The sequence below is a fragment of the Shimia sp. genome (assembly GCF_039969785.1).
Lineage (GTDB): Bacteria > Pseudomonadota > Alphaproteobacteria > Rhodobacterales > Rhodobacteraceae > Shimia.
In genome coordinates this window covers 200148-221810 of record NZ_JBDVNC010000037.1, presented here as the reverse complement: position 1 = coordinate 221810, position 21663 = coordinate 200148, and the positions used below count along the sequence as shown (strand labels likewise).

Sequence of the window (21663 nt, the reverse complement as noted above, 5' to 3'; positions counted from 1 at the left end):
CTTAAACTCTTTCAAGGATCAGGGCGGCGCCCTGTCCAACGCCAACGCACATGGTGCAAAGCGCATAGCGCCCCCCGGTGCGTTTCAATTGATAAGCTGCCGTCAGCACAAGCCGTGCGCCCGACATGCCAAGCGGATGACCTATGGCAATCGCGCCGCCGTTTGGATTGACGTGCGGCGCATCATCCGGCACGCCCAGTGCGCGCAACGTGGCGAGGCCCTGACTGGCAAATGCTTCGTTCAATTCTATCACATCCATCTGCTCGATGCTCAGACCTGCGCGCGCCAGCACTTTGAGGGTTGCGGGAACCGGGCCAATGCCCATCACGCGCGGCTCGACCCCGGCGGCGGCCATGCCCACGACGCGGGCCATTGGTGTCAGCCCGTTCTGTTCAGCGGCGGCGCCGGTTGCCATCAGAATGGCGGCGGCGCCATCGTTGACGCCTGATGCGTTACCAGCCGTGACGCTGAGGTCCGGGCCGTTCACGCCGCGCAGTTTGGCGAGCTTGTCCACGCCAGTACCCGGGCGGGGGTGTTCGTCTGTGTCGACCACAATCGGGTCGCCCTTGCGTTGGGGCACATGCACCGGTGTAATCTCGTCGGTAAACACGCCCGCCTCGTGCGCAGCGGCCCAGCGGGCCTGGCTGGTGGCGGCGAATTTGTCCTGATCTGCGCGGTTGATGTTGAAGTCCGCCGCGACGTTATCGGCCGTTTGGGGCATCGAGTCGGTGCCATACATCGCTTTCATTTTCGGGTTCACAAAGCGCCAGCCGATGGTGGTGTCAAACACGGCATTGGCCCGGGTGAAGGCGCTGGTGGCTTTGGGCATCACAAAGGGGGCGCGGCTCATGCTTTCGACACCGCCGGCAATGGCCATGTCGTAATCGCCGGCCTTGAGACCGCGCGAAGCCATGCCAACGGCGTCCATGCCGCTGGCGCACAGCCGGTTGATGGTGGTGCCGGGCACGTCAACTGGCAGACCGGCCAGCAGTGCGGCCATGCGCGCCACGTTGCGGTTGCTTTCCCCGGCCTGATTGGCGTCGCCATAGATAACGTCGTCGATGCGGGTCCAGTCGACCTGAGGGTTACGTGCGATCAGCGCCGCGATTGGCGCAGCGGCCAGATCATCGGTGCGCACCGATGACAAAGCCCCGCCATAGCGCCCGATCGGGGTGCGTGTGGCGTCGCAGATAAAAGCGTCCATAAGAAATCCTCCCGCGGTGCCCTGTTCGATTGTCCGACCGCACGGTTGGGATATCGTGGAAAGCGATTCGACGCAATAGAGAAGTTACAGTTGTTAAGTAGTTTTCATTTTTGCGTAACGTATTGGGGTGCACGAAACACGGCGCCATGCCCGGCGCCACAATTCGTGTTGTTTTTAAAGCTGGCGTGCCAGTGCCAGAAGTCCTGCATTGTCGGGTATATTCTGCAGGGCTTCGCTCAGGACCTTGCGGGCGGCGGCCTGACCGCGCTGGGCGGCAGCGATGCGCACCAACATGATCCACGCGTCACCAAGTTGCGGATCAAGCCGGACAGCCGTACGGAATGCGCGTTCGGCTGAGGTCAGATCGCTTTGCGTCAGCGCAATCCCGGCGATTTGCATATGGGCTTCGGGAAAGTCGAACTGGTTTCTGAGGAAACGCGACACCGCGCTGGCGGCGCCCCGGTAGGCCGCGTTTACCGCAGCAGGGGCCTGGGAAGGTTGCACGGACAGGATTGCGCGCGCGGCGGACAGACGCACATTGCGGACCGGGTCTTCTAATGCGGCGCTCAGATAAGGCGCGCTGAGCGAGATTGGAACCGCGCGCAGGGCGGTGATCGCACTGGCACGGACCAGAGGGCTGGCGTCAGAGAGGAACGGTGAGATGTCGTCCACCCGGACAGCGTCACCCGCGTTTGCCAAAAGCCACAGCGCCGTGGCGCGGGCCAGTGTGTTTTGGTCAGTATCGCGGACCAGCGCCATAAGGTCCGGCGCTGCTGCTGCCGGGTTTTGTTGTCCCTTTGCCAGGGCCTGGCCATAGTGGGGTTCGGTCCAGCGGCCTTCAGGATACCACACCGTAAGGGCGTCAGCGGCCCAGGACGCGGTTTGATCCTGATGGCAATCGGTGCATGCATCAGGCGCGCCGGTTTGGGCTGCTAAATCAGGGCGCGGCACGCGAAAGCTGTGATCGCGCCGCCCGTCGATGCCCATATAGACGCGTTCGACCATGTGGCAGTTTTTGCATTGAGCGCCATCGCTGTTGAGGGGGTGATTGTGATGGCTCGTGTCGTCGTAATCCATGAGTGACAGCGACGGGAAATCCGGGTTTCCGGCAGGAGAATGGCATTGCGTGCACACAGCGTTGTCTTCAGCCACGCGGTTGCCGCTGTGGGGGTCATGACAATTGGCACAGCCAACGCCCTTGGCGTACATTTTGGATTGCAGGAACGAGCCGTAAACATAGACCTCGTCCAGTATCTGACCGTCGGCGTGATAGGTCCCGGGGCGCAGCAGGGCGAGGTTATATGCGTCATGAAAGGCAGTGCCCGGGCGCGGGCTTCCACCGGCAAAAGCCTCGCGTCGCGAATGACATCCGGCGCATTGCTGCATGGTGGCTTCGGTATCTGAGGCGTCGACAGAAAAGCCGTAAGTCTGCGGCGCGGTCGTTTGTTCCTGAGACACAATTTCCAGATGTTTGGCGCCGGGGCCATGACAGGCCTCGCAACCTACGCCAATTTCGGCTTGGGTTGATTTATAGCTGGCTGCCGGGGCATCAAAGTTTTTGACGTAACCGGTCGCATGGCATTCGGCACAGCGCGCGTTCCAGTTTTTGTAAGGCCCGGTCCAGTGCAGCCCGTCATTCGGGGGCAGGTCCTGATCCGGATAAAGGTGATACCAGCGTTTTTGGTCAACATCCCAAGCGACGTCAAAGCTTTGAAGACGTCCGGGTTTGGTTTCCAGCAACAGTTGTTCAAGCGGGGCGACGCCGCCCACGGAGTGCACGGTATAATCCGTTGTGACGCCGTCTTTTTCGGTGACTTTGACTGTGCGCTGTCCGTCTTCGGTACGAAATTCGGCGCGCATGCCATCATGTTCGAACACTTCACCCTGAAACGCCCCCTGCAGCATATCCGGTCCGGGCAAACGCCATGCATCCGCATGATGAGAGGTTTCCCATGCAGCGGTCTCCTCGACATGGCAATCGGCGCAAGCTTCTGATCCGACATAGCCCTTTTGCTGCGCCATCAGGGGATCGGTGCCCATGAAAAAGACCAGCGCGGCCAGTAGAACAATCAGACAGCGGACACGTTGGGAAATGGGATCGGGCATAAATCGCTTTCGTCAGGGATGCGGGCGCGCCAGAGGATTGAGAGCGGGCAGCGCAGAGTCAGTGTGGGCGCGGGTGGAACCGGCGTGTTTGGCACAGTCAATCAGGCGTGACAGGGATTGCCAATAGGCGTCTTCATTTGCACCGGGGTTGGAACTGGGGTTGGAACTGGGATTTGGACCGAACCGGACACGCCCGATGGCCGCAAAGGCGGCTTCTATTTCGGCCATTTCAGAAGCTGGCAATTGTCCGGCGCGCCTTTGCCATTCGCTCAGCGCAGCGCGGGTGGCGGACAGGTCCTGTGCGCCCAGAGCGGATTTGAGCGCGGTCCAGGCAAAAGCGGCGCTGGCCCGGTGGCGTTGCTGTTTGCGGCGCAGCGCAAGCGTGAGGCGGGGCATCAGCCGTTGCGCGGCCAGTACCAGAACCACCAGCGCAATCAGGATTGGAACGGCGCGGATCAACAGGGGTTTCCAGTCGATGTCTTTGGCCGCTGCCGCTGGCGCGGCGGGGGCTGTGGCCTGCACATCGACGCCGTCAAGAGTGGCGGCTTCTACTGCGTTGCCGGACATGTTGAACCAGTCCAGAGTGAGGGCGGGCAGGGTGCCTTGCACGCTGCCTTCGACGACATAAGTGATCTTTTCTGTGCGGGTGCCGGACAATTCTCCGCGGTCTGATTTTTCGTCCAGTACCGGGCTTTCAGGATAGGCGCGCAACCCGTCCGGGGTGTCATCAGGCACCAGCGGGGGCAGGAATACAGGCGAAACACCGTTGACCGTTGCCGTGATGGTGCGGGTAAAGCTGTCGCCACCTTTGAGGCCGGTTGTGTCGCCGTCAACCGATTGGGTCAGGGTCAGTTTTTCGGCGGCGATAAACGGGTCGAGCCCCTCTGCGCCTTTGGGGACAACACCGGTGAGGGTGATCGGGTCCAGCGTGAGCGTGGTCGTCAACGGTTCCGTCGCCGGTGGCTGCGCATAGGTGAGGGTCAGCGAGGTGGCGGGCAATGTCACAGTGCCGGGCGCCATAGGTGTGATCAGATAGCGCCGCGAAATACCTGACCACGTTTCGCCATCAATGGTTTGACTGACCGGCGAGCTGCTGCGTTCGGGCAGCGCGATTTGCACATTGGGGGTTTCAAAATCAGGCCAGACCGGAGGATCGGGCATCCATGTGGGCACCAACACCGTGATCCGCAGGGTGAGGGTTTGCCCGAGAATGGCCTCGCTCTCTTCCAGTTCGACCTTGAGCTGCGGTTCGGGCGTCGTTTGCGCCCACGCTGCAAGACCGCAGATGCATAGCGCAAGGATGAGGCAGAGCCTGATCATTGTGTGTTCCCCGCAGCTTCCAGTCGAAAGCGTTGTTTGAGGAAGTCACCGGTGCGGGTGTCGACAGTGTTCATCCACTGTTCGGTGGACAGGTGGCCATCTCCGTCTTCTACGGGGGCCTGAAGTTCAGTGTCTGCGCCTTTGCCGGCTTCATTGTCATAAACCACTTCATCCGCGCCGATGCCGCTGTCTTCGCCGGTGTCGGATTGTTCGCGCACCCGTTCGACATAAGTGACGATCTGTTCCGCGACGGGCAGGTTGGTGCGGGCGCCGCTGTGGCCCGGGTCAAGGTCCAGTGCGCGTTCAAATGCGCGTACGCCGTCGCGGTATCCCCGCGATTTGATATGCGCCATGCCTTGCACAAAGGCGGCGTCGGCGGTGTCAATTTGCGCGAGCGTTTGCGCTGCGGTCTCGTATTGGCCATCGCGGTATTGTGCCACGCCGCGCAGATACGGGTCTGCAAAACGGTCGGCAGCCGTGTCGTAATCTTTGTTACGATAGGCCAGCCATCCTTGTTGGTCAGGTGTAAAAAACCAATCTTTGATACCGTCGGCCTGCGCCTGTTTCGCTGGCAGGATCAGGCACAGCACAAAGAGCAGCGCCCATTGCACCGCCACGCCGCGGCGGAACCAGAACATCAGCAATAAGATCGCGGGCCAGATCAGCAACAGGCCGCGATCCTGCCACGGCTGGGTGCCGTTCAAAAGTTGACTTTGCTGATATGCCGCCTGAAATCCGCGCTCTAGCTGTCTGAGGTCTGATGGATCGGGGGTCACAATCACAACGCGCACGTCGCTGCCCGACAGAGCAGGCAGGGTCTGGTCCTGCGGCAGGGCGATCAGGAAAGCCACGGGCGTATCGGCGGCGGTTTCGATTAACTGGGACACATCTGCGGTTGCGATGTCATCCAGCACAAACAGCACGCCGCCGGGCGTGGTTTCGCGCGACAATGCATCCAGTGCCAGGTTCAGCGCGGCGAGCGGTGTGTTGCCTTCAACAGGCATGATCTCCGGATCCAGCCCTTCGAGGTAGGGTTGGATCACGGCGCCATCTTCGGTCATTGGCACCACAGAATGCGCAGACCCGGAATAGGCAATTAACGCGGTGCGCGCGCCGGCGCGCATGCTCAGCAAGTCCTGTATTTTGTGTTTGGCGCGGTCCAGTCGGTTGGGGGCCAGATCGGGGTTCTGCATTGACGGCGTGACCTTGAGTGCGACCACCATCGGTGCGGTCTGGGCGGCAAACGGTGTTGGCACACGCGACCATGTGGGGCCAGACGCCGCGATGATGATCAGGGTCAGACAGAGCGCGATCAGATCAATGGGATGCAGACGCCGGTTCCGGGTCTGATCGACACGCAACGCTGCCAGAAGGTGGGACGCAATCGCGGTTTCGGATGCGATGTCGGACCGGGCAGGGCGGCGCTGGCGCCACCAGATCAGAGCCAGCGGAACAAGGCCCAACAGCATGAGCGGGCGCAGGAAATGAAAGGCAGACAGAGTGGTTTCCAAGGGGGTCATGATGGTGACCTGCGCGCGTTTGCGGATAGGGATAACCACATGAGCGTTCCAAGTCCGAGAAGGGCGGCCAACATCAAAGGCCAGTGAAACAGCGCGTTGCGGGGGCGATGGGACAGCGTTTCAATGTCGCGCGGTGCCAGCGCATCGATCCGGTCATAGACTTGTGTCAGCGCGTCGCTGTCATCGGCAAAAAAGGCCTGTCCGCCCGTGCGCCCGGTGATGTTTTCCAACAGGGACATATCAAGTCGGTTTTCGCCGGTTGCAGCGCGGTCGCCCACACCAACAGCAAAGATCTCCACGCCCCGATCCCTAGCGATTTCGGCGGCGTTGACCGGGCTCATGCGGCTGGCTGTGTCATTTCCGTCTGACAGGATAATCAGCAGGCGCTGGTCAATCTCGCTGGCCTCGAATGTGCGGATCGCAAGGCCGATCGCATCCCCCAACGCGGTGTGCGGTCCGGCCATGCCGACATCGGTCTGGTCAAGCAGAGCCAGCACCGTTTCAAGGTCTCCGGTCAGCGGGGTTTGCACAAAGGCGCGGCTGCCAAACACGATCAACGCCATGCGGTCGCCTTCGCGGCCCTGGATAAACCCGGCGACCACGTCGCGCACGGCGGCCAGACGTTGTTGGTTTTTGCCGTCAGGGCCGGGAAAGTCGACGGTGTCCATCGACCCCGAAATATCAATCGCCAGAACCACGTCGCGCCCTTCTTTGGTGATCTCAACCGGTTCGCCCAGCCGTTCAGGTTGCGCCAGTGCGACGACCAACAGCATCCAGATCAGGGCTGCAACGGCCATTTGAATCCGTCCGCGCGACATAACATTGGCGCCGTCGCGCGGTTCGGTGCCCGCTGCGTGCGCGAGGTCGCGGAAAAATGGCAGTCGCACCGCATCAGAGGGGCTGTGATAGGCTGGCATGAAACGATGGATCAACAGGGGCAACGGCAAGAGCGCGAGAACCCAAGGCATGGCGAGTGTGATCATGCCGAACCTCGCGAGTCGTGCTGGCGCACCCATTGGCAGGCCAGCGCATTGAGGCCGGGCGCCTGCGTGTCGCCGGGGATAAACGCCGCTGTGGCAAGCGCAGCACCGGGGCCGGACTCAAAGCCGCCCCCAGTGCCGGTGCGCTCAAGAAAAGCGATCCAGCCCTGACCGGTCAGCGGGGCCACATCCTGACGCGGGTAGGCCACAAGCGCTGTGCGTTTCAGAATGGCCGAAATCCGGGCCGCATCATCACCGGCATGCTGCAATTCGACCAGAGCCGTGCGGCGATATGCGTTGGCACGATGCCTGTGCAAAATTTTGCGTGCCCCAAACAGCGCAGCAACAGCCACAAATGCGGCCAGCACAATCCAACCCTGTGTCTGCGGTAGCATAGAGACCGGCGCCGGATCGGGCACCTCTTGCAGCTTGTTGATCAGATCGACAAGGTTCTCTGGCGGGGAGGTGTCGCTCATGTCGGGCCCAGCCCAAGCAGGTGGCGCATCTGGGTGAGTGTGTCCTGAGCCGTGCTCAGCGGAAGGGCGGACAGGCGCATGTGTTTCTGCCAGTCTTCAACTCGGGCGAGCCGGTCTTGCGCATAGGTCAGCACATTCTGGCGTACAGTGTCATCGGACAGATCAAGTTCGGCCTGCAAAGCGCCATCCGACGCCGTGAGGCGGGTATCCGTCGGCAACGCATGAGCCGAAGGATCAGTGACAAGCCCCAACACCAGATCATTGCGTCGCGACAAGCCCGCCATCAGGTGCTGTGTCTGGTCGTCAATCTGATCGAAATCGCTGAGCACAATCACAAGATGGTCGCGTTTGGCGATGCGGTGTACGGCGCGCAGAACATCGTTGAGCGCGAGGGGATCAATGACGTCTCGGGTGGCGTGCAACTGTTGATTGGCGCGGGTCAGGGCGTTCAGAAAACGATCCAGCGTTGCGTGATCCCGGCGCGGGCGGATTTCGGCAATCCGTGTGTCATCAAAGATGATACCGCCCACGCGGTCACCTTGCGCCAGAACCCGAAAGGCGGTGATGGCGGCGGCTTCGGCGGCGGTGACGGATTTCATATTGCGCACGGTGCCAAAGAACATCGACATGCGTTGATCCACCACAATCAGGGTTGGTCGGTCGCGTTCTTCGGTAAAGACGCGCACATGCGGTTTTCCGGTGCGCGCGGTGACTTTCCAGTCGATGGCGCGCACATCGTCTGAGGGCAGGTAATCGCGCAGTTCCAGAAAATCGAGCCCACGTCCGCGAATGCGCGACCCGTGACGCCCGTTCAGCGCCGAGCGGGCATGCTGGCGCGCGGTGAGAGACAATTTGCGTGCCGGAAGTTCCAGCGCACGCAACCCGGCAAGCGTGACATGCACGCGCGGATCGTCTGACGGCGCCCCGGCAGAGCGTATCAGATTGGTGCGGGATAAAGCGGCGCGGTCCATGATGGCGGCTCTCTTACGGCAAGGCGACCTGTGTCAGGATTTCCCGGATCACGTCATCGGCGGACACACCTTCGCCCTGTGCTTCATAAGTCAATGTCAGGCGGTGGCGCAGAACGTCGCCGGCAATGGCGCGAATATCCTCTGGGTCGACATAGTCACGTTGGCTGAGCCATGCATGCGCGCGGGCGCAGCGGTCCAGCGACAGGGATGCGCGCGGGCTGGCGCCAACCTCGATCCAGCGCGCAAGATCAGCAGAGAAATCGTCTGGTGTGCGGGTCGCCTGAACCAGCGTCGCCATGTAGGTTTCGATGGCGTCTGACGTGTGTATCGCGGCGATATCACGCCGGGCGTCAAAGACCGCGTCCTGAGGGATCGGGGCGGGCTTTTCAGAAGTCGCACTGCTGTGTTGCGCGGCCTGCTCTTCGGCGCGCACAAGGCGGATCACCTGAACTTCGTCTTCCAGAGGCGGGTAGGTGATGACGACATGCATCAAAAAACGATCCATCTGCGCTTCGGGCAGGGGATAGGTGCCTTCCTGCTCGATCGGGTTTTGCGTGGCCATGACCATAAAGAGCGGCGGCATGATGTGGGTGGTGCCCGCCACTGTTACCTGTCGTTCTTCCATGGCTTCCAGCAACGCGGCCTGAACCTTGGCCGGGGCGCGGTTGATTTCGTCCGCGAGCACGACATTGGCAAAGATCGGCCCGGGCTGAAACTGAAAGCTGGGGCCTTCGGGGCTTTGCAAGTACATTTCGGTGCCGGTGACATCGGCGGGCAAAAGATCAGGCGTGAACTGGATGCGGCTGAAATCGCATTCCAGATTTTTAGCCATGGCTTTGACCGCGCGGGTTTTGGCCAAACCGGGCAGACCTTCGATCAGCAGGTTGCCGTTGGCCAGCAGACCAATCAACAACCGGTCAATCACGTCGCGCTGGCCAATGATGGACTGGCCCATCAACTCTTTGAGGGCCATAATCTGGGCGTGCGAAGACATCGTGTGTGCTCCTGTCTGGCTTTATTTCGCAGGTGTGGGAAAGACGGTGGACCAGTCATTGGCCATGTCGATAACCAGCCAGCCGCGCTGTTCCGCTTCGTCCAGACCCCGGTTCAGGACGCCGATATGCCCTTCGCGATCATAAGCCCATTCGCGATCCGCGTCGGTGTGATGGACATACAGGCCAAGCCGTGCGCCATCCCCGGAGGTGGACCATTCCAGCATCTGAAAATCACCGTCCGAGTTGCCACCCGCCATAATTGGGCGGCGCCCGATATGGCGGTCAATTGCCAGTGGCTTGCCTTCTTTGTCGTCGTTAAAGAACAATTCGGGCTGTTTCTGGATCGTCGGCGTTGCGCCCGATGTGTCGTAGGTGGTCACGATGGACGAGCCGATCACATGTTCGGGGGGGATACCATACACGTCTTCTGCAAAGACGCGCATGAAATGAATGCCACCACCCGAAACGATATAGGTGTCAAAGTCCTGGTCGCGCAGAAAGGTCAGCAGTTCGAGCATAGGTTGATAGACCATCTGGTCATAACGCAGCCCGGTTTTGGGATGGCGGGATGTGTCCAGCCATGCGGCGACGTCGGCCTGAAATTCTTCGACGCTGCGCCCGGTATGGGACAGCGCAAGAATGTCGATCAGGTCTTCTTTTCCACTTGTCAGAACGGCCTTCAAGTCACCGTTTGCCGCGGCTTTGCGGGCGTCGGTGGTCAGGATTGAAGGGTCAGTTTTGGCCATTTCGGCCACTTGTTCGACGGCATAGAACAGCTGAAAATAAACTGGTTGTTCCGCCCAAAGCGTGCCGTCATTGTCAAAGGTTGCGATGCGAGCGTCCGGGGTCACATAGTCAGAGGATTGCGGGTCGGTAACTGTGTCGACAAAAGCGAGAATGCGGGATTTGGCGTCGGTGTCATTCCAGGATGGCAACGGGTCTGCAAGTGCCCCGGTTGCGCAGACCAGCAGCGCGCCGGCAATGGCAGTTGGACGGATGGCAAAGCGCTTTGACATGAGTTAACCCTCGAAAATTTCATGTGCTCTAAAATGGTGAGCTTCAATTATTGAAATCGCCCGACTGAATTTTTGCCGGGCGATCAAAGTCGTTTGGATTATTTTGAACCGATCTGGCTAAAGATCTTGTCCTTGGCGTCGCCAATCGTAAAGCTTCCGGGTTTCTGACGTGGTGGGAACTCGGTGAAAGTGTCCAGGAAGCTTGCCACGTAACCGGCTGCTGGCAGCAGCAGATAGACGCGATCCAGATACCAGTCCCAATAGGTGTTGGACGTGATGTTGGAGCGTTCATAGGGGTCGCGGCGCAGGTTGAACAACAGCGGAATGCGCAGTTCAGTCCACGGCTCGGCCCAGGCGCGCAACGTCTGTGGGTAACGGTGCTCAAGGAAAATGACCTTCCAGTCGTCATAACGCAACGCTGTCAGATCGCCGTCGTCCGAGAAGTAGAAAATCTCGTGACGCGGGCCGCTTTCTTCTTCACCGGTCAGGTAAGGCAGGAAGTTGTAGCCATCCAGATGCACTTTATATTCGCGTCCGATTGCCTGCACGCCACCTTCCAGAAGTTGCTCTTTGATGTCCGGGTTTCCGGCAACAGCCACGTAGGTTGGCAACCAATCCATGTGGTGCATGATTTCGTTGCTGATGGAACCGGCTTCAATTTTACCGGGCCAACGCACCATGGACGGCACGCGCCAGCCACCTTCCCAGTTGGTGTTCTTTTCACCCCGGAACGGTGTCATCGCGGCATCAGGCCAAGAGTTCATATGCGGGCCATTGTCGGTCGAATAATGTACGATGGTGTTGTCGGCGATGCCCAACTCATCCAGCAGGTCCAGAAACTGACCGATGTGCAAATCGTGCTCGACCATACCAGCCTGATATTCGTCTAGATGACGCCCGGCCATCTCGTCGGCCTTGGTGCGCATTTCGTCTTTGACGTGGGTGCGGAAGTGCATCCGGGTGCCGGACCACCATACAAACCACGGCACGCCTTCGTCATTCTTGCGTTTGATAAAGTCGATGGCGGCTGCGGTTGTTTCGTCATCCACAGTTTCCATGCGCTTTTTGGTCAGCGGGCCGGTATCTTCGATTGAGCCGTCAGCCGAGGATTTGATCACCCCACGCGGGCCAAACCGCTCGCGGAATTCCGGGTTTTGCGGATAGTCTTCGTTCTCGGGCTCTTCTTCGGCGTTCAGGTGATAGAGATTGCCAAAGAATTCATCAAACCCATGATTGCTGGGCAGCATTTCGTCGCGGTCGCCAAGGTGGTTCTTGCCAAATTGACCTGTGCTGTAGCCTTGGGCCTTGAGCAGACCGGCAATGGTCGGGTCTTCTACCTGCATGCCTTCCGGCGCGCCCGGCATGCCCACTTTGGACAGGCCCGTGCGGAATACGGATTGTCCGGTGATGTAGGACGAGCGCCCGGCCGTACAGGATTGTTCACCGTAATAATCGGTGAAAATCATGCCTTCGTTCGCGACGCGATCAATATTGGGTGTCTGATACCCCATCATGCCCATTGTATAGGCAGAGATGTTGGACTGACCGATATCGTCGCCCCAGATCACCAGAATATTGGGTTTCTCCTGAGCCTGCACGGCAGAGGCGATGCCTCCGACAAGTAGGGTTGCGGCCAGAATAGGCCGCCTGATCAACTGTGAAAGTGGCATAGTTTCTCCATGTTGAATTATTTTTGCAATTTTTTGACGGCCCAATTGACCGCAATAGGACTGCGAGTATGCACCAAAAATGGAATTAAACCTAGAGTTGATGCCCTTAGACCGTCGACTAAAACAGTCATGTTCACAAGGGGTTCCCTTACGGCCTGCGACTAAAGTCGTAGAACGTGTTAAGTTGTTGTATTTAAACACTAGAATCTTCCGTTTTTTCGATAAAACTATGGAAAACCTTACTTTACATCGGGGCAAAAAGGTCTTGCAGGACGCGCAGATTTCCGCTGGTTTTCGCAAGAGGTCTTTGGAAAGCCGTCCGATTTTATGCCACCTGGAGGCATATTTTTCGATTTGATCTGGTTCGGCTTCGTTAGTGTGGCAGGGTTAGGTGCGGAAGGAAAGAATCTATGAGAAAACCTGAGTCGCAGTCGGCTGATGGGATGAATATCCTGTTCATTATGTATGATCAGCTGCGCCATGATTACCTGAGCTGTGCCGGGCATCCGCATCTGCATACGCCCAATTTTGACAGGCTGGCCGAAATGGGCGTTCGGTTTACAAATACATATGTGCAGTCGCCGATTTGCGGCGCGTCTCGCATGTGTTTTTACACCGGACGATACGCGTCATCGCACGGCGCGCAATGGAACGGCTTCCCGTTGCGCGTGGGCGAACACACATTGGGCGATCACCTGCGCCGCGAAGGAATGGATTGCTGGTTGCTGGGCAAGACGCACATGAAGGCGGATGCGGACGGGATGGCGCGATTGGGGCTGAACCCGGACAGCGTGATCGGCGCGCGTCAGGCGGAATGCGGGTTTGACAGCTGGATCAGAGATGACGGGTTGTGGGGCGAGGGGCCGGACGGGTTTTATGATGAAAAACGCTCGCCCTATAATGAGTACCTGAAGTCCAAGGGGTATCCGTCTGAAAACCCTTGGGCGGATTTTGCCAATGCGGGTATCGACGCACAGGGTGACAAGGCATCAGGGTGGATGTTTGCCAATGCCGACAAGCCCGCAAATATCCGCGAAGAGGATAGCGAAACGCCTTGGCTGACCCAGAAAACCATTGAATTCATTGATCAGGCCGAGGGGCGCTGGTGTGCGCATGTGAGCTATATCAAGCCACATTGGCCCTATATTGTGCCTGCGCCCTATCATGACATGTACGGGGCAAACCATGTGCCACAACCGATGCGCAATGCGGTCGAACGCCAGGACCCGCATCCGGTGTTTGGCGCCTATATGGAAAACCGGATTGGGCAGGCGTTTCAGCGCGAAGATGTGCGCCAAAAAGTGATTCCGGCTTATATGGGGCTGATCAAACAATGTGACGATCAGCTTGGGGTGTTGCTGGATTATCTTGAGGAAACCGGACGACTCGACACAACGATGATCGTGCTGACTTCGGATCATGGCGACTATCTGGGGGATCACTGGATGGGCGAAAAAGAGCTGTTCCACGATCAAAGCGTCAAGATCCCGTTGATCGTGTATGACCCGCGCGCGGACGCAGACGTCACGCGGGGCACAACATGCGACGCGCTGGTTGAATCGCTGGATGTGGCGGCGACCTTTGTCGAATTTGCCGGGGGCAAAGTGCCCGATCATATTGTTGAGGGGCGGTCTTTGATGCCGTGGTTGCATGGTGCAACACCTGAGTGGCGTGAATTCGCAATCAGCGAATACGATTATTCGGCTACGCAACAGGCCATCAAGCTAAAGGTTGAGCCGCGCGACGCACGGCTGTTTATGGTTTTTGACGGGCGCTATAAGCTGATGCATGCCGAAGGCGGGTTTCGCCCGATGCTGTTTGATCTGGAACAGGACCCCGAAGAGTTTCACGATCTTGGCAAAACTGATGCGCATGACGGCGAAATCGATCGGCTTTATGGATATTTAGCCCAGTGGGGGCGACGGATGTCGCAGCGGGTGACCAAATCCGAAGACGACATCAAAGCAATGCGGGGCAAGTCAGGTCGCAAAGGTATTTTGCCGTTTCTAGTGGACGGGACCGAAGTGCCTGACGAATTGACCGAAAAATACCGCGGCCCCGCATCGCGCAATTATGTGGGGTCGTAGCGGCAAGCTCAGCGATTGGGTGAGCAGGCGCGGCGGAGGGTCAGCTGGAGCCGTGAGCCGGACCTTGCCGGGTGTTTAGTCTGGAATCGTGTTTGTCGATGTCAGCCTGAATGGCCGATACCGTTTCCCGCAAGTCGTCGAGGTATTTGTCAGCAAAGTCAGCTGTGGTCATGAACACTTTGGGCCACAGCAAAGGCACGCCGCCCCAGAGGTCTCCTTGTCGATAGATCGGCAGTGCAATGGCCAGCAATTTGTCATGTATGACGGTCTTGGCAATGCGCATGCCGTACCCAACGGTGCGAACGTGGTTTAGGCGAGCCTGTAAGTCATCCCATGTTAATCCGATCTGAGACGGTTGGAACTGAGGATCGACATCGTCGTGTTCAAACAACCGGCGCACTTCAGCGTCTGTCTTGAGGCTAAGGCACATCAACCCTGTGGCCGAATAAAACAAGCCAACCCTGTGGTCGAGCGGTGCCTAATACAAGCTGTACGGGCTGACAGACCGGGTGGATTCAATAATGCGCATCCAGTGGTCTTCGAATATGTGAATGTCGGATGGCCAGCCTATGCGGCTGGTCAGGTCCAGAAGATGCGGTAGAGCGATGTCGGCAATTAGTGCGGAGCCCGGTTGCACCGGGTCAATCGCAAGGTCGTGCAGGTTCACGGTGATCCGGTATTGTTTGTCAGCAAGCGAGCGCCGCACAAAACGCTGCCGCGCTAACGTAGCCAACAACCGGCGCAAAGTGGACTTGGGCAAGCCGGTCGCCCGGTGAATCTCTGACAGCGACATGGATTGATTTCGCGCCAGTGTTTCCAGCACGATCAGCCCGCGCTCCAGTGATCGGTTTTCCTTGAGCATACCGGATATGAGCCGCCAGTTGGCGCGCAGTCAAGACCACCATCAGCGGCCACCGGTGGGGGGCGAAGGCGGCGAAGGCCTGCCGTTATGTGCCCTTAGTCGCGCGTTCCAGAAAACTGCGCTTGCCAGGCTTCACGCTCATCATTGGTGATTTTGCGGAAAGTGACGTCAGGTACTGTGAAGGCATGACCGGGTTTAAGCGTCTCCAGCGCCTGTGCCACGTCATCCGGCCACTCGGTATCCGAGGTCTTCATGGCTGACATCAAAGTCGCCGCGGCGTCCGGGATAAACGGTGCGGACAGGACCGCATAGAGGCGGATTAGGTTAAGCGCCAAACGGATTTGCGCGGCGGCTTGCTCGGGGTCTTCTTTGAAGGTCGACCATGGGGCCGCAGCTTGCAGATATTCGTTGCCCGCAACCCAGATCGCGCGCAGTTCCTGTGCCGACTTGCGCACTTCCATATCCGACATATGGGTTTCATAGGCGCGGATGCGCGTGGTCAATTCCTGGATAAGTGTTTGTTCTGCCTCGCCAAAGCTTCCACCTGCGGGGACTTCTTCGCCAAATTTAGCGCGGCAGAATTTGGTGACGCGGCTGACAAAATTGCCCAGTACGTCGGCCAGGTCTTTGTTCACGGATTGCTGGAAGTTTTCCCAGGTGAATTCGCTGTCGCTGCTTTCCGGGGCGTGGGACAAAAGCCACCAGCGCCAGTAGTCAGATGGCAGGATCTCCAGCGCCTGATCCATAAACACGCCGCGTCCTCGAGAGGTCGAGAACTGCCCGCCATCATAGTTCAGGTAGTTGAAAGATTTGATATAATCGACGGCCTTCCACGGTTCCTGAGATCCCAGAATTGTCGCGGGGAAGGACAGCGTGTGGAACGGCACGTTATCCTTGCCCATGAACTGGGTATAGGTCACATCGTCAGCGCCTTTGTCGGTGCGCCACCAGCGTTCCCAGCTTTCGCCTTTGCCTGCGTCGACCCATTCCTGGGCGCAGGCGATATATTCGATAGGGGCGTCAAACCAGACGTAAAACACCTTGCCTTCCATGCCGGGCCAGTCCTGGTCGCCGCGTTTTACGGCGATGCCCCAGTCCAGATCACGGGTGATGCCACGATCCTGAAGGCCGTCACCGTCGTTCAGCCATTTCTTGGCAATAGAGGTGGTCAGAACGGGCCAGTCGGTTTTGCCATCAATCCATGTCTGCAGCGTGTCGCGCAGTTGCGACTGGCACAGGAACAAGTGCTTGGTCTCGCGCTCTTCCAGATCGGTGGACCCCGAAATCGTAGAGTATGGATTGATCAGATCAGTTGGATCAAGCTGTTTGGTGCAGTTGTCGCATTGATCGCCACGCGCACTTTCAAACCCGCAATTGGGGCAGGTGCCCTCGATGTAACGATCCGGCAGAAACCGCCCATCAGCGTTGGAATACATCTGTTTTTCAACAACTTCTCGGATCAGACCAAGGTCGGCCAGACGTCCGGCAAAGTGTTGCGTCAGCGCGTGGTTCTGTGGCGATGAAGACCGCCCGAAATGGTCAAAGCTGAGCCGGAACCCGGCCGCGATACGTGCCTGAACGTCGTGCAGTTCTGCGCAGTATTCTGTGACCGGCTGATCCGCTTTGGCGGCAGCCAGTTCGGCAGGTGTGCCGTGTTCGTCAGTGGCGCACAGGAACAAAACTTCATGACCACGTGCGCGCTGAAAGCGGGCGAAAAGGTCAGCGGGAAGCTGGCTTCCGACCAGATTTCCGAGATGTTTGATCCCGTTGATATAGGGAAGGGCCGAAGTGATCAGGTGGCGCGCCATATCAGGTTCCTTGGTTATCTGCCCGCCCCGTCTAGACCAAAGCGACGCGCAGTGCCAGAGGGCGAAATTACCCGTCGGCAGCGCGTCGGCATTGCGTCGGTGTCTGATCTGTCTTGCCAGACTCTTTGTCTGTGTCGTCGTCGGTATCTCTATCGGGTCTTTCGTTGGTGCTTTCGTCGATCCGTGTCGGCTTTTCCCTCTGGCGGCGCATCAGACGTCCGATGGTAAAGGATGTGCGGGGGGCGTAGACATAGCGGGTGCGGTGTTCAACGGTTGGGCGCGCGCGCATCCGGCTAAGTCCAAAGACGATCAGCACTACATGCCCGGCTGCGATCATCACAAAAAGCGCCCCCGGACCAAACCGCTGGATCAGGCCCGACGCCAGAAGCGGCGCGGCGATGGCGCCAAGCGCAAAAAAGAACATCAGGGCTGCAGACAATTCCACGCGTTCTTCGGAGGTGGCAAAGTCATTTGCGTGGGCGGCGGCCACCGAATAGATCGGAAAGGATGTCAGCCCGAAAAAGGTGGCGTTCAGCATGACGGTTGTGGTGCTGGCCCCGCCAATCAGGACCGTGGTTGCGCAGGACACAACCGCCGCAGCCGACAACCAGATCAGAACCCACCGCCGGTCATATTTATCGGCCAGCCAGCCAACCGGGTATTGCGCCAACGCGCCGCCCAGTACAAAGGCGGCCAGAAACCACGCAATCTGGCTGGTTTGCAGGCCCACTTCGGTGCCATAGACCGGGCCGACCATGCGAAAGCTGGCCGAGCTGAGCGCCGCAACGATCACACCCGCCGCTGCCAGTGGTGAACGCGCGACGGCCAGCATCGGGCGCAGGCGGGGTGCGCTTGGGGTCGCGGGTTGGGGCGTTTTCGTCAGCGTGATCGGCAACAGCGCAGCACAGCACAAAATGGCCAACAGGTTATAGGACACGTATGCCCCCGGTTCGAGCACGCTGATCACCAGTTGCGCGGCCAGCGAAGCGCCCATGTCGATCACCCGGTAGCTGCCCATGGCGCGCCCGCGGGTTTCATTGGTGACTTTGGCCTGCAACCATGCCTCAACCACCGTGAAACACCCGGCAACACACAGGCCCGACGCCATGCGCATCACGGCCCATGCGATTGGGTCCACGATCAGGAAATGTGCAATCAATCCAATGGCGCCAGAGGCGGTAAAGGCCGCAAAAGCGCGTGAATGCCCGATGCTGCCCATCAGGCGTGGCGCCCACCAGCAGCCGACAAAGAACCCCAGAAAATGGGCGGACCCGAGCAGGCCGATTTCAGAGGTCGTGAACCCTAGCGTGATACCTGAGAGTGCATCCAGCGGGCCAACGCCGCCTGTGCTGAGCTGTAAGAGGACGACAGATAGAAACAGGGCGGAAAAAGAGATCATCATGCGCATAATGAGGTCAGCATCGCGCGGTCAGATTGCGGGGCTTGTGGTTAATCGACGAATACAGGTCGTTTTTGGGCATTTGGGCTATTTCAGGATTTTTGCCACCAGAGGCGGGCAAAGCAGGTTGAGCAGGCGCAGCAGTCTGGCTTTGCCGACCCATGTTTCGGTTCGACGGTTCTGCAGCCCCTTCAGAATGGCGATTGCGACGGTTTCGGGGCTGTCTTTGCCGCTGCCGCGTCCGGCGGTCATGGGGGTATCGACCAGCGCCGGGAACACTTCGTTGATCAGGACATCGGGGCGCGACTGAGCGCATTGATACCCGAGGGCGCGGGTGAAGCTGTGCAATCCGGCTTTGGTGGCGCAATAGATCGGCGCGTCTTGTTTTGGGGCAAGGACAAGCGATGAGGTAATGAAGCTTAGGAAAGGGGCTGGGCCAGAAAGGTGCGGCAAAAGGGCGGCAGTCAGGTGCAGTGGGGCTTGCAGGTTCACTGCGATTTCTGACGTGACATCGGGCGCGTTGTCGGGCGCGTTGTCGGGCGCGTTGTTGGTGGCAAAGTTGGTTTCGAGCTGAAGCCCGGCGTTGTGGATAACCCCGGTCAGGGGGTGGGTTTGGGCGACGGCGATAATATGATTGCGCCCTGTCCGGGTGTTCAGATCCGCCACGATTTGCGTGATCTGGTCCGGCGCGGTTGCGGCAAGGGACTGTAGCGGCAGTTCTGCGCGGCCTGTGGCCAGCACATGCGCGCCCTGTTGGGTAAGCTGGTGTGCAAGCGCCTGGCCAATGCCTCCTGTGGCGCCGGTGAGCAGGATTGTCTGATTGGTGAAGGCGTACATGCGGACTGTCCGTTGTGAGGAATGGTGTTTGTGTTAATATGTGAGCAATTGCTTGCATTTGGGACTCGCTTTGCTGATGGCTGATCACCCCCCTGTAAATCCACGTAAAAAACCACGTCAGGCGCGGGCACAGGCGACTTATGATGCGATTTTGCAGGCGGCGGCTCGCATTTTGGCAGAGGGGGGCATTGGTGCGCTGAACACCAATGTGATAGCGGATCGGGCCGGGGTCAGCGTGGGGTCGCTTTATCAGTATTTTCCAAACAAAGCGGCGATTGTGACCGCGTTGGTGCGTGACAAACGTGCGCGGCTTGTGCATGGGTTGAACGCTGCGGCAGAAGAGACGCTCGGGGCCTCGTTAGAGGTGGCCCTGCGGGCGTTGATCGCGGCAACGGTGCGTCATCAACGGGGGTGGCCGCAGCTGGCGCAGGCGTTGGACCGGGCGGCGTTGCTGGTGCCGATGCAGGGGGAAACCGACGCGTTGGAGCGCGAGATTTTGGGTGTGGTGTCGGGTGTGCTGGCCGCGCATGGTGTGGCGCGCCCTGAGTTGTCCGCGCTGGATCTGATCGGGCTGAGCCGGGGCATGATTGACGACGCCATGATGCGCGGTGAACGCGATGAACCTGCGCTGGTGGCGCGGGTGATGCGTGCGGCCTCAGGCTATCTGCGTGTCGGGGATTTCGACTGAGGAAAGCTGTGGTTTGGCGGGCAGGCCGGTGACATGCCAGCTGCGTTGCGGATCGGTGCGCGCGCGCAGGCGGGTCAGGGTCCAGGCGTCCTGGTCTGCGGTATGGGACTGCGCCATATGCCAGCGGCTTTCGACCCCTTGCGCGCCGCCCTGATCGGGGGTCAGGATCAGCCCCAGCGGGGCGTGCCCGGTTTCCGCCACGCCGGTTTCAGCAGCCAGATGCAGGCGCCGCACCGGGGTCAGCGCGGGCAGGCCGGGCAGGTCCGCCACCACCAGCGGCACGATCCCGGCGCGCAGCGTTTCCTCCATCGTCCAGAGCAGTTCTTCGGGGCGGCGCGGGGTGATAAAGGTGAACCGCCCGGGATGCGCAAAACGTGCCATGCCATCGGGGTTGAGCGGTGCCGCGCTCCAATCAGGGGCAATCCAGAACACCGGCCCGCGTGTCTGGCGCGCCAGCCACAGCGCAAACGTATAGCGCGCCGGGCCGCACGCCTCGTGCAGGCGCGCCAGCCTGAGCGAAATGCCGGGGGCGGCCTCCAACGCGGGGCGGGGGCGGTCCGGGGCCCGTTTAAGAAGATGAGTCGCCATGCCACAGGTATAACATATTCCTCTTTTGTTCTCAATATGGATGCTCTTTACCCACAGCTATATTTCCGGCACCGTAGAGGCATATCAACAGGAGCGGTTCATGAGCGGGCACGGATACGAAGACGGCAGGCTGGATCTGCCATTTGTGGGCATTTCGACCTTTGGCAAACGGCCCTATGTTGCAGACTGGGCGGCGATTGACGCAGATGTTGCCATATTGGGCGCACCATATGATTTCGGCACCCAGTGGCGCAGCGGCGCCCGGTTTGGCCCGCGTGCCGTGCGTGAGGCTTCAACCCTGTTCAGCTTTGGGCACGCCGGGGCTTACGATCACGAAGATGACGCCACCTATCTGCCCGCCTCGGTGCGGATGGTGGATATTGGTGATGCTGATATCGTGCACACCAATACGCAAAAGAGCCATGCCAATATCGAAACCGGTGTACGCGCGATCCTTGATGCAGGCGCTCTGCCAGTGGTGATTGGCGGTGATCACTCGGTCAATATCCCCTGCATCAACGCGTTCGAAGGACAGGGCGACATACACATCCTGCAGATCGACGCGCATCTGGATTTTGTTGATGAACGCCACGGGGTACGGTTTGGGCATGGCAATCCAATGCGCCGCGCCGCCGAGAAACCCTATGTCACCGGGCTGACCCAGGTCGGCATCCGCAATGTCAGCTCAACCGCGCGCGAAGGCTATGCGGATGCGCGCCAGATGGGCAGCGACATTCTGAGCGTGCGGCAGGCGCGCGCGCTTGGTCCCGCAGGTGTCATTGCGCGCATTCCCAAAGATGCGCGCGTCTATGTCACGATCGACATTGACGGGTTCTGCCCATCCATTGCGCCGGGCACCGGCACGCCCAGTCATGGGGGCTTTCTCTATTATGACGTTCTGGAAATGCTGCAGAACCTCGCGCAGCGCCACGAAGTTGTTGGCATCGATCTGGTCGAGGTGGCGCCGGATTATGATCCAACCGGGTCGACCTCTATTCTGGCCGCGCAAGTCCTGCTCAACATGCTTGGCTTTATCTTCCACGCCCGCCCCAAATCCTGATCGACTTCATTTTGCCAAAAATACTCCGGGGGAGTCGCGGCTTGCCGCGGCGGGGGCGGCGCCCCCCCTTGCACAT

19 protein-coding genes are annotated in these 21663 nt (G+C 59.4%); 3 read left to right on the top strand and 16 right to left on the bottom strand.

Annotated elements, in window-relative coordinates; all coding sequences use genetic code 11:
• Position 1 precedes the first annotated feature (1 nt).
• The 10 genes from pcaF to ABJI08_RS17940 all read right to left on the bottom strand — a co-directional run bounded on the left by pcaF (position 2) and on the right by ABJI08_RS17940 (position 12258).
• A complete protein-coding gene (gene pcaF / locus ABJI08_RS17985) occupies positions 2–1204 on the bottom strand; it encodes a 3-oxoadipyl-CoA thiolase (protein WP_348403235.1) in 1203 nt (400 codons plus the stop codon).
• 174 nt (positions 1205–1378) lie between these two features.
• Positions 1379–3310 (bottom strand): multiheme c-type cytochrome, encoded by a 1932-nt coding sequence (locus tag ABJI08_RS17980; RefSeq protein ID WP_348403234.1) that lies wholly within the window; start codon positions 3308–3310, stop codon positions 1379–1381.
• A gap of 12 nt (positions 3311–3322) precedes the next feature.
• Complete coding sequence (locus ABJI08_RS17975; protein WP_348403233.1) at positions 3323–4630, bottom strand: BatD family protein; 1308 nt, start codon at positions 4628–4630, stop codon at positions 3323–3325.
• Positions 4627–6150: a VWA domain-containing protein gene (locus ABJI08_RS17970; protein ID WP_348403232.1), complete on the bottom strand. Its 1524-nt coding sequence runs from the start codon at positions 6148–6150 to the stop codon at positions 4627–4629. The genes ABJI08_RS17975 and ABJI08_RS17970 overlap by 4 nt, the downstream gene beginning before the upstream one ends.
• Positions 6147–7133, bottom strand: coding sequence for a VWA domain-containing protein (locus ABJI08_RS17965; protein WP_348403231.1), 987 nt, complete (start codon positions 7131–7133; stop codon positions 6147–6149). The genes ABJI08_RS17970 and ABJI08_RS17965 overlap by 4 nt, the downstream gene beginning before the upstream one ends.
• Positions 7130–7606, bottom strand: coding sequence for a DUF4381 domain-containing protein (locus ABJI08_RS17960; RefSeq protein WP_348403230.1), 477 nt, complete (start codon positions 7604–7606; stop codon positions 7130–7132). Before ABJI08_RS17960 ends, ABJI08_RS17965 begins: the two co-directional genes overlap by 4 nt.
• Positions 7603–8577 carry a DUF58 domain-containing protein gene (locus ABJI08_RS17955; protein ID WP_348403229.1) on the bottom strand — a complete coding sequence of 325 codons (975 nt, stop codon included), beginning with the start codon at positions 8575–8577 and terminating at the stop codon, positions 7603–7605. The genes ABJI08_RS17960 and ABJI08_RS17955 overlap by 4 nt, the downstream gene beginning before the upstream one ends.
• 13 nt (positions 8578–8590) lie before the next feature.
• On the bottom strand, positions 8591–9571 hold the full coding sequence (locus tag ABJI08_RS17950; protein ID WP_348403228.1) for a MoxR family ATPase: 981 nt from the start codon (positions 9569–9571) through the stop codon (positions 8591–8593).
• 21 nt (positions 9572–9592) lie between these two features.
• Entirely contained in the window at positions 9593–10588 is a 996-nt protein-coding gene (locus tag ABJI08_RS17945) for an HAD family hydrolase (RefSeq protein WP_348403227.1), read from the bottom strand.
• A 98-nt stretch (positions 10589–10686) separates the two neighbouring features.
• Positions 10687–12258 (bottom strand): arylsulfatase, encoded by a 1572-nt coding sequence (locus ABJI08_RS17940; RefSeq protein ID WP_348403226.1) that lies wholly within the window; start codon positions 12256–12258, stop codon positions 10687–10689.
• Between the two features lie 443 nt (positions 12259–12701).
• Here ABJI08_RS17940 and ABJI08_RS17935 point away from each other — a divergent pair, with 443 nt between their 5' ends.
• Positions 12702–14345, top strand: coding sequence for a sulfatase-like hydrolase/transferase (locus ABJI08_RS17935; protein ID WP_348403291.1), 1644 nt, complete (start codon positions 12702–12704; stop codon positions 14343–14345).
• 40 nt (positions 14346–14385) lie between these two features.
• Here ABJI08_RS17935 and ABJI08_RS17930 read toward each other — a convergent pair whose 3' ends face one another.
• The 5 genes from ABJI08_RS17930 to ABJI08_RS17910 all read right to left on the bottom strand — a co-directional run bounded on the left by ABJI08_RS17930 (position 14386) and on the right by ABJI08_RS17910 (position 19251).
• Positions 14386–14799: an IclR family transcriptional regulator C-terminal domain-containing protein gene (locus tag ABJI08_RS17930; RefSeq protein ID WP_348403225.1), complete on the bottom strand. Its 414-nt coding sequence runs from the start codon at positions 14797–14799 to the stop codon at positions 14386–14388.
• A gap of 24 nt (positions 14800–14823) precedes the next feature.
• A complete protein-coding gene (locus ABJI08_RS17925; RefSeq protein WP_348403224.1) occupies positions 14824–15207 on the bottom strand; it encodes a helix-turn-helix domain-containing protein in 384 nt (127 codons plus the stop codon).
• Between the two features lie 95 nt (positions 15208–15302).
• Positions 15303–17015 (bottom strand): methionine--tRNA ligase, encoded by a 1713-nt coding sequence (gene metG, locus ABJI08_RS17920; protein WP_348403223.1) that lies wholly within the window; start codon positions 17013–17015, stop codon positions 15303–15305.
• A 67-nt stretch (positions 17016–17082) separates the two neighbouring features.
• Positions 17083–18423: an MFS transporter gene (locus ABJI08_RS17915; protein WP_348403222.1), complete on the bottom strand. Its 1341-nt coding sequence runs from the start codon at positions 18421–18423 to the stop codon at positions 17083–17085.
• A 78-nt stretch (positions 18424–18501) separates the two neighbouring features.
• Complete coding sequence (locus tag ABJI08_RS17910) at positions 18502–19251, bottom strand: SDR family NAD(P)-dependent oxidoreductase (protein ID WP_348403221.1); 750 nt, start codon at positions 19249–19251, stop codon at positions 18502–18504.
• Between the two features lie 76 nt (positions 19252–19327).
• Here ABJI08_RS17910 and ABJI08_RS17905 point away from each other — a divergent pair, with 76 nt between their 5' ends.
• Positions 19328–19939, top strand: a complete 612-nt coding sequence (locus tag ABJI08_RS17905) for a TetR/AcrR family transcriptional regulator (protein WP_348403220.1) — start codon at positions 19328–19330, stop codon at positions 19937–19939.
• Here the strand turns inward: ABJI08_RS17905 and ABJI08_RS17900 are convergent.
• Positions 19907–20527, bottom strand: a complete 621-nt coding sequence (locus tag ABJI08_RS17900) for a hypothetical protein (protein WP_348403219.1) — start codon at positions 20525–20527, stop codon at positions 19907–19909. The genes ABJI08_RS17905 and ABJI08_RS17900 overlap by 33 nt on opposite strands.
• A 100-nt stretch (positions 20528–20627) precedes the next feature.
• Here ABJI08_RS17900 and speB point away from each other — a divergent pair, with 100 nt between their 5' ends.
• Positions 20628–21587 carry an agmatinase gene (speB, locus tag ABJI08_RS17895; RefSeq protein ID WP_348403218.1) on the top strand — a complete coding sequence of 320 codons (960 nt, stop codon included), beginning with the start codon at positions 20628–20630 and terminating at the stop codon, positions 21585–21587.
• Positions 21588–21663 lie beyond the last annotated feature (76 nt).

Excerpts from the sequence above, each read along its gene's own strand:
- pcaF (WP_348403235.1), bottom strand. The coding sequence starts at position 1,204 with ATGGACGCTTTTATCTGCGACGCCACACGCACCCCGATCGGGCGCTAT.
- ABJI08_RS17980 (WP_348403234.1), bottom strand. The coding sequence starts at position 3,310 with ATGCCCGATCCCATTTCCCAACGTGTCCGCTGTCTGATTGTTCTACTG.
- ABJI08_RS17975 (WP_348403233.1), bottom strand. The coding sequence starts at position 4,630 with ATGATCAGGCTCTGCCTCATCCTTGCGCTATGCATCTGCGGTCTTGCA.
- ABJI08_RS17970 (WP_348403232.1), bottom strand. The coding sequence starts at position 6,150 with ATGACCCCCTTGGAAACCACTCTGTCTGCCTTTCATTTCCTGCGCCCG.
- ABJI08_RS17965 (WP_348403231.1), bottom strand. The coding sequence starts at position 7,133 with ATGATCACACTCGCCATGCCTTGGGTTCTCGCGCTCTTGCCGTTGCCC.
- ABJI08_RS17960 (WP_348403230.1), bottom strand. The coding sequence starts at position 7,606 with ATGAGCGACACCTCCCCGCCAGAGAACCTTGTCGATCTGATCAACAAG.
- ABJI08_RS17955 (WP_348403229.1), bottom strand. The coding sequence starts at position 8,577 with ATGGACCGCGCCGCTTTATCCCGCACCAATCTGATACGCTCTGCCGGG.
- ABJI08_RS17950 (WP_348403228.1), bottom strand. The coding sequence starts at position 9,571 with ATGTCTTCGCACGCCCAGATTATGGCCCTCAAAGAGTTGATGGGCCAG.
- ABJI08_RS17945 (WP_348403227.1), bottom strand. The coding sequence starts at position 10,588 with ATGTCAAAGCGCTTTGCCATCCGTCCAACTGCCATTGCCGGCGCGCTG.
- ABJI08_RS17940 (WP_348403226.1), bottom strand. The coding sequence starts at position 12,258 with ATGCCACTTTCACAGTTGATCAGGCGGCCTATTCTGGCCGCAACCCTA.
- ABJI08_RS17935 (WP_348403291.1), top strand. The coding sequence starts at position 12,702 with ATGAATATCCTGTTCATTATGTATGATCAGCTGCGCCATGATTACCTG.
- ABJI08_RS17925 (WP_348403224.1), bottom strand. The coding sequence starts at position 15,207 with ATGCTCAAGGAAAACCGATCACTGGAGCGCGGGCTGATCGTGCTGGAA.
- metG (WP_348403223.1), bottom strand. The coding sequence starts at position 17,015 with ATGGCGCGCCACCTGATCACTTCGGCCCTTCCCTATATCAACGGGATC.
- ABJI08_RS17915 (WP_348403222.1), bottom strand. The coding sequence starts at position 18,423 with ATGCGCATGATGATCTCTTTTTCCGCCCTGTTTCTATCTGTCGTCCTC.
- ABJI08_RS17910 (WP_348403221.1), bottom strand. The coding sequence starts at position 19,251 with ATGTACGCCTTCACCAATCAGACAATCCTGCTCACCGGCGCCACAGGA.
- ABJI08_RS17905 (WP_348403220.1), top strand. The coding sequence starts at position 19,328 with ATGGCTGATCACCCCCCTGTAAATCCACGTAAAAAACCACGTCAGGCG.
- ABJI08_RS17900 (WP_348403219.1), bottom strand. The coding sequence starts at position 20,527 with ATGGCGACTCATCTTCTTAAACGGGCCCCGGACCGCCCCCGCCCCGCG.
- speB (WP_348403218.1), top strand. The coding sequence starts at position 20,628 with ATGAGCGGGCACGGATACGAAGACGGCAGGCTGGATCTGCCATTTGTG.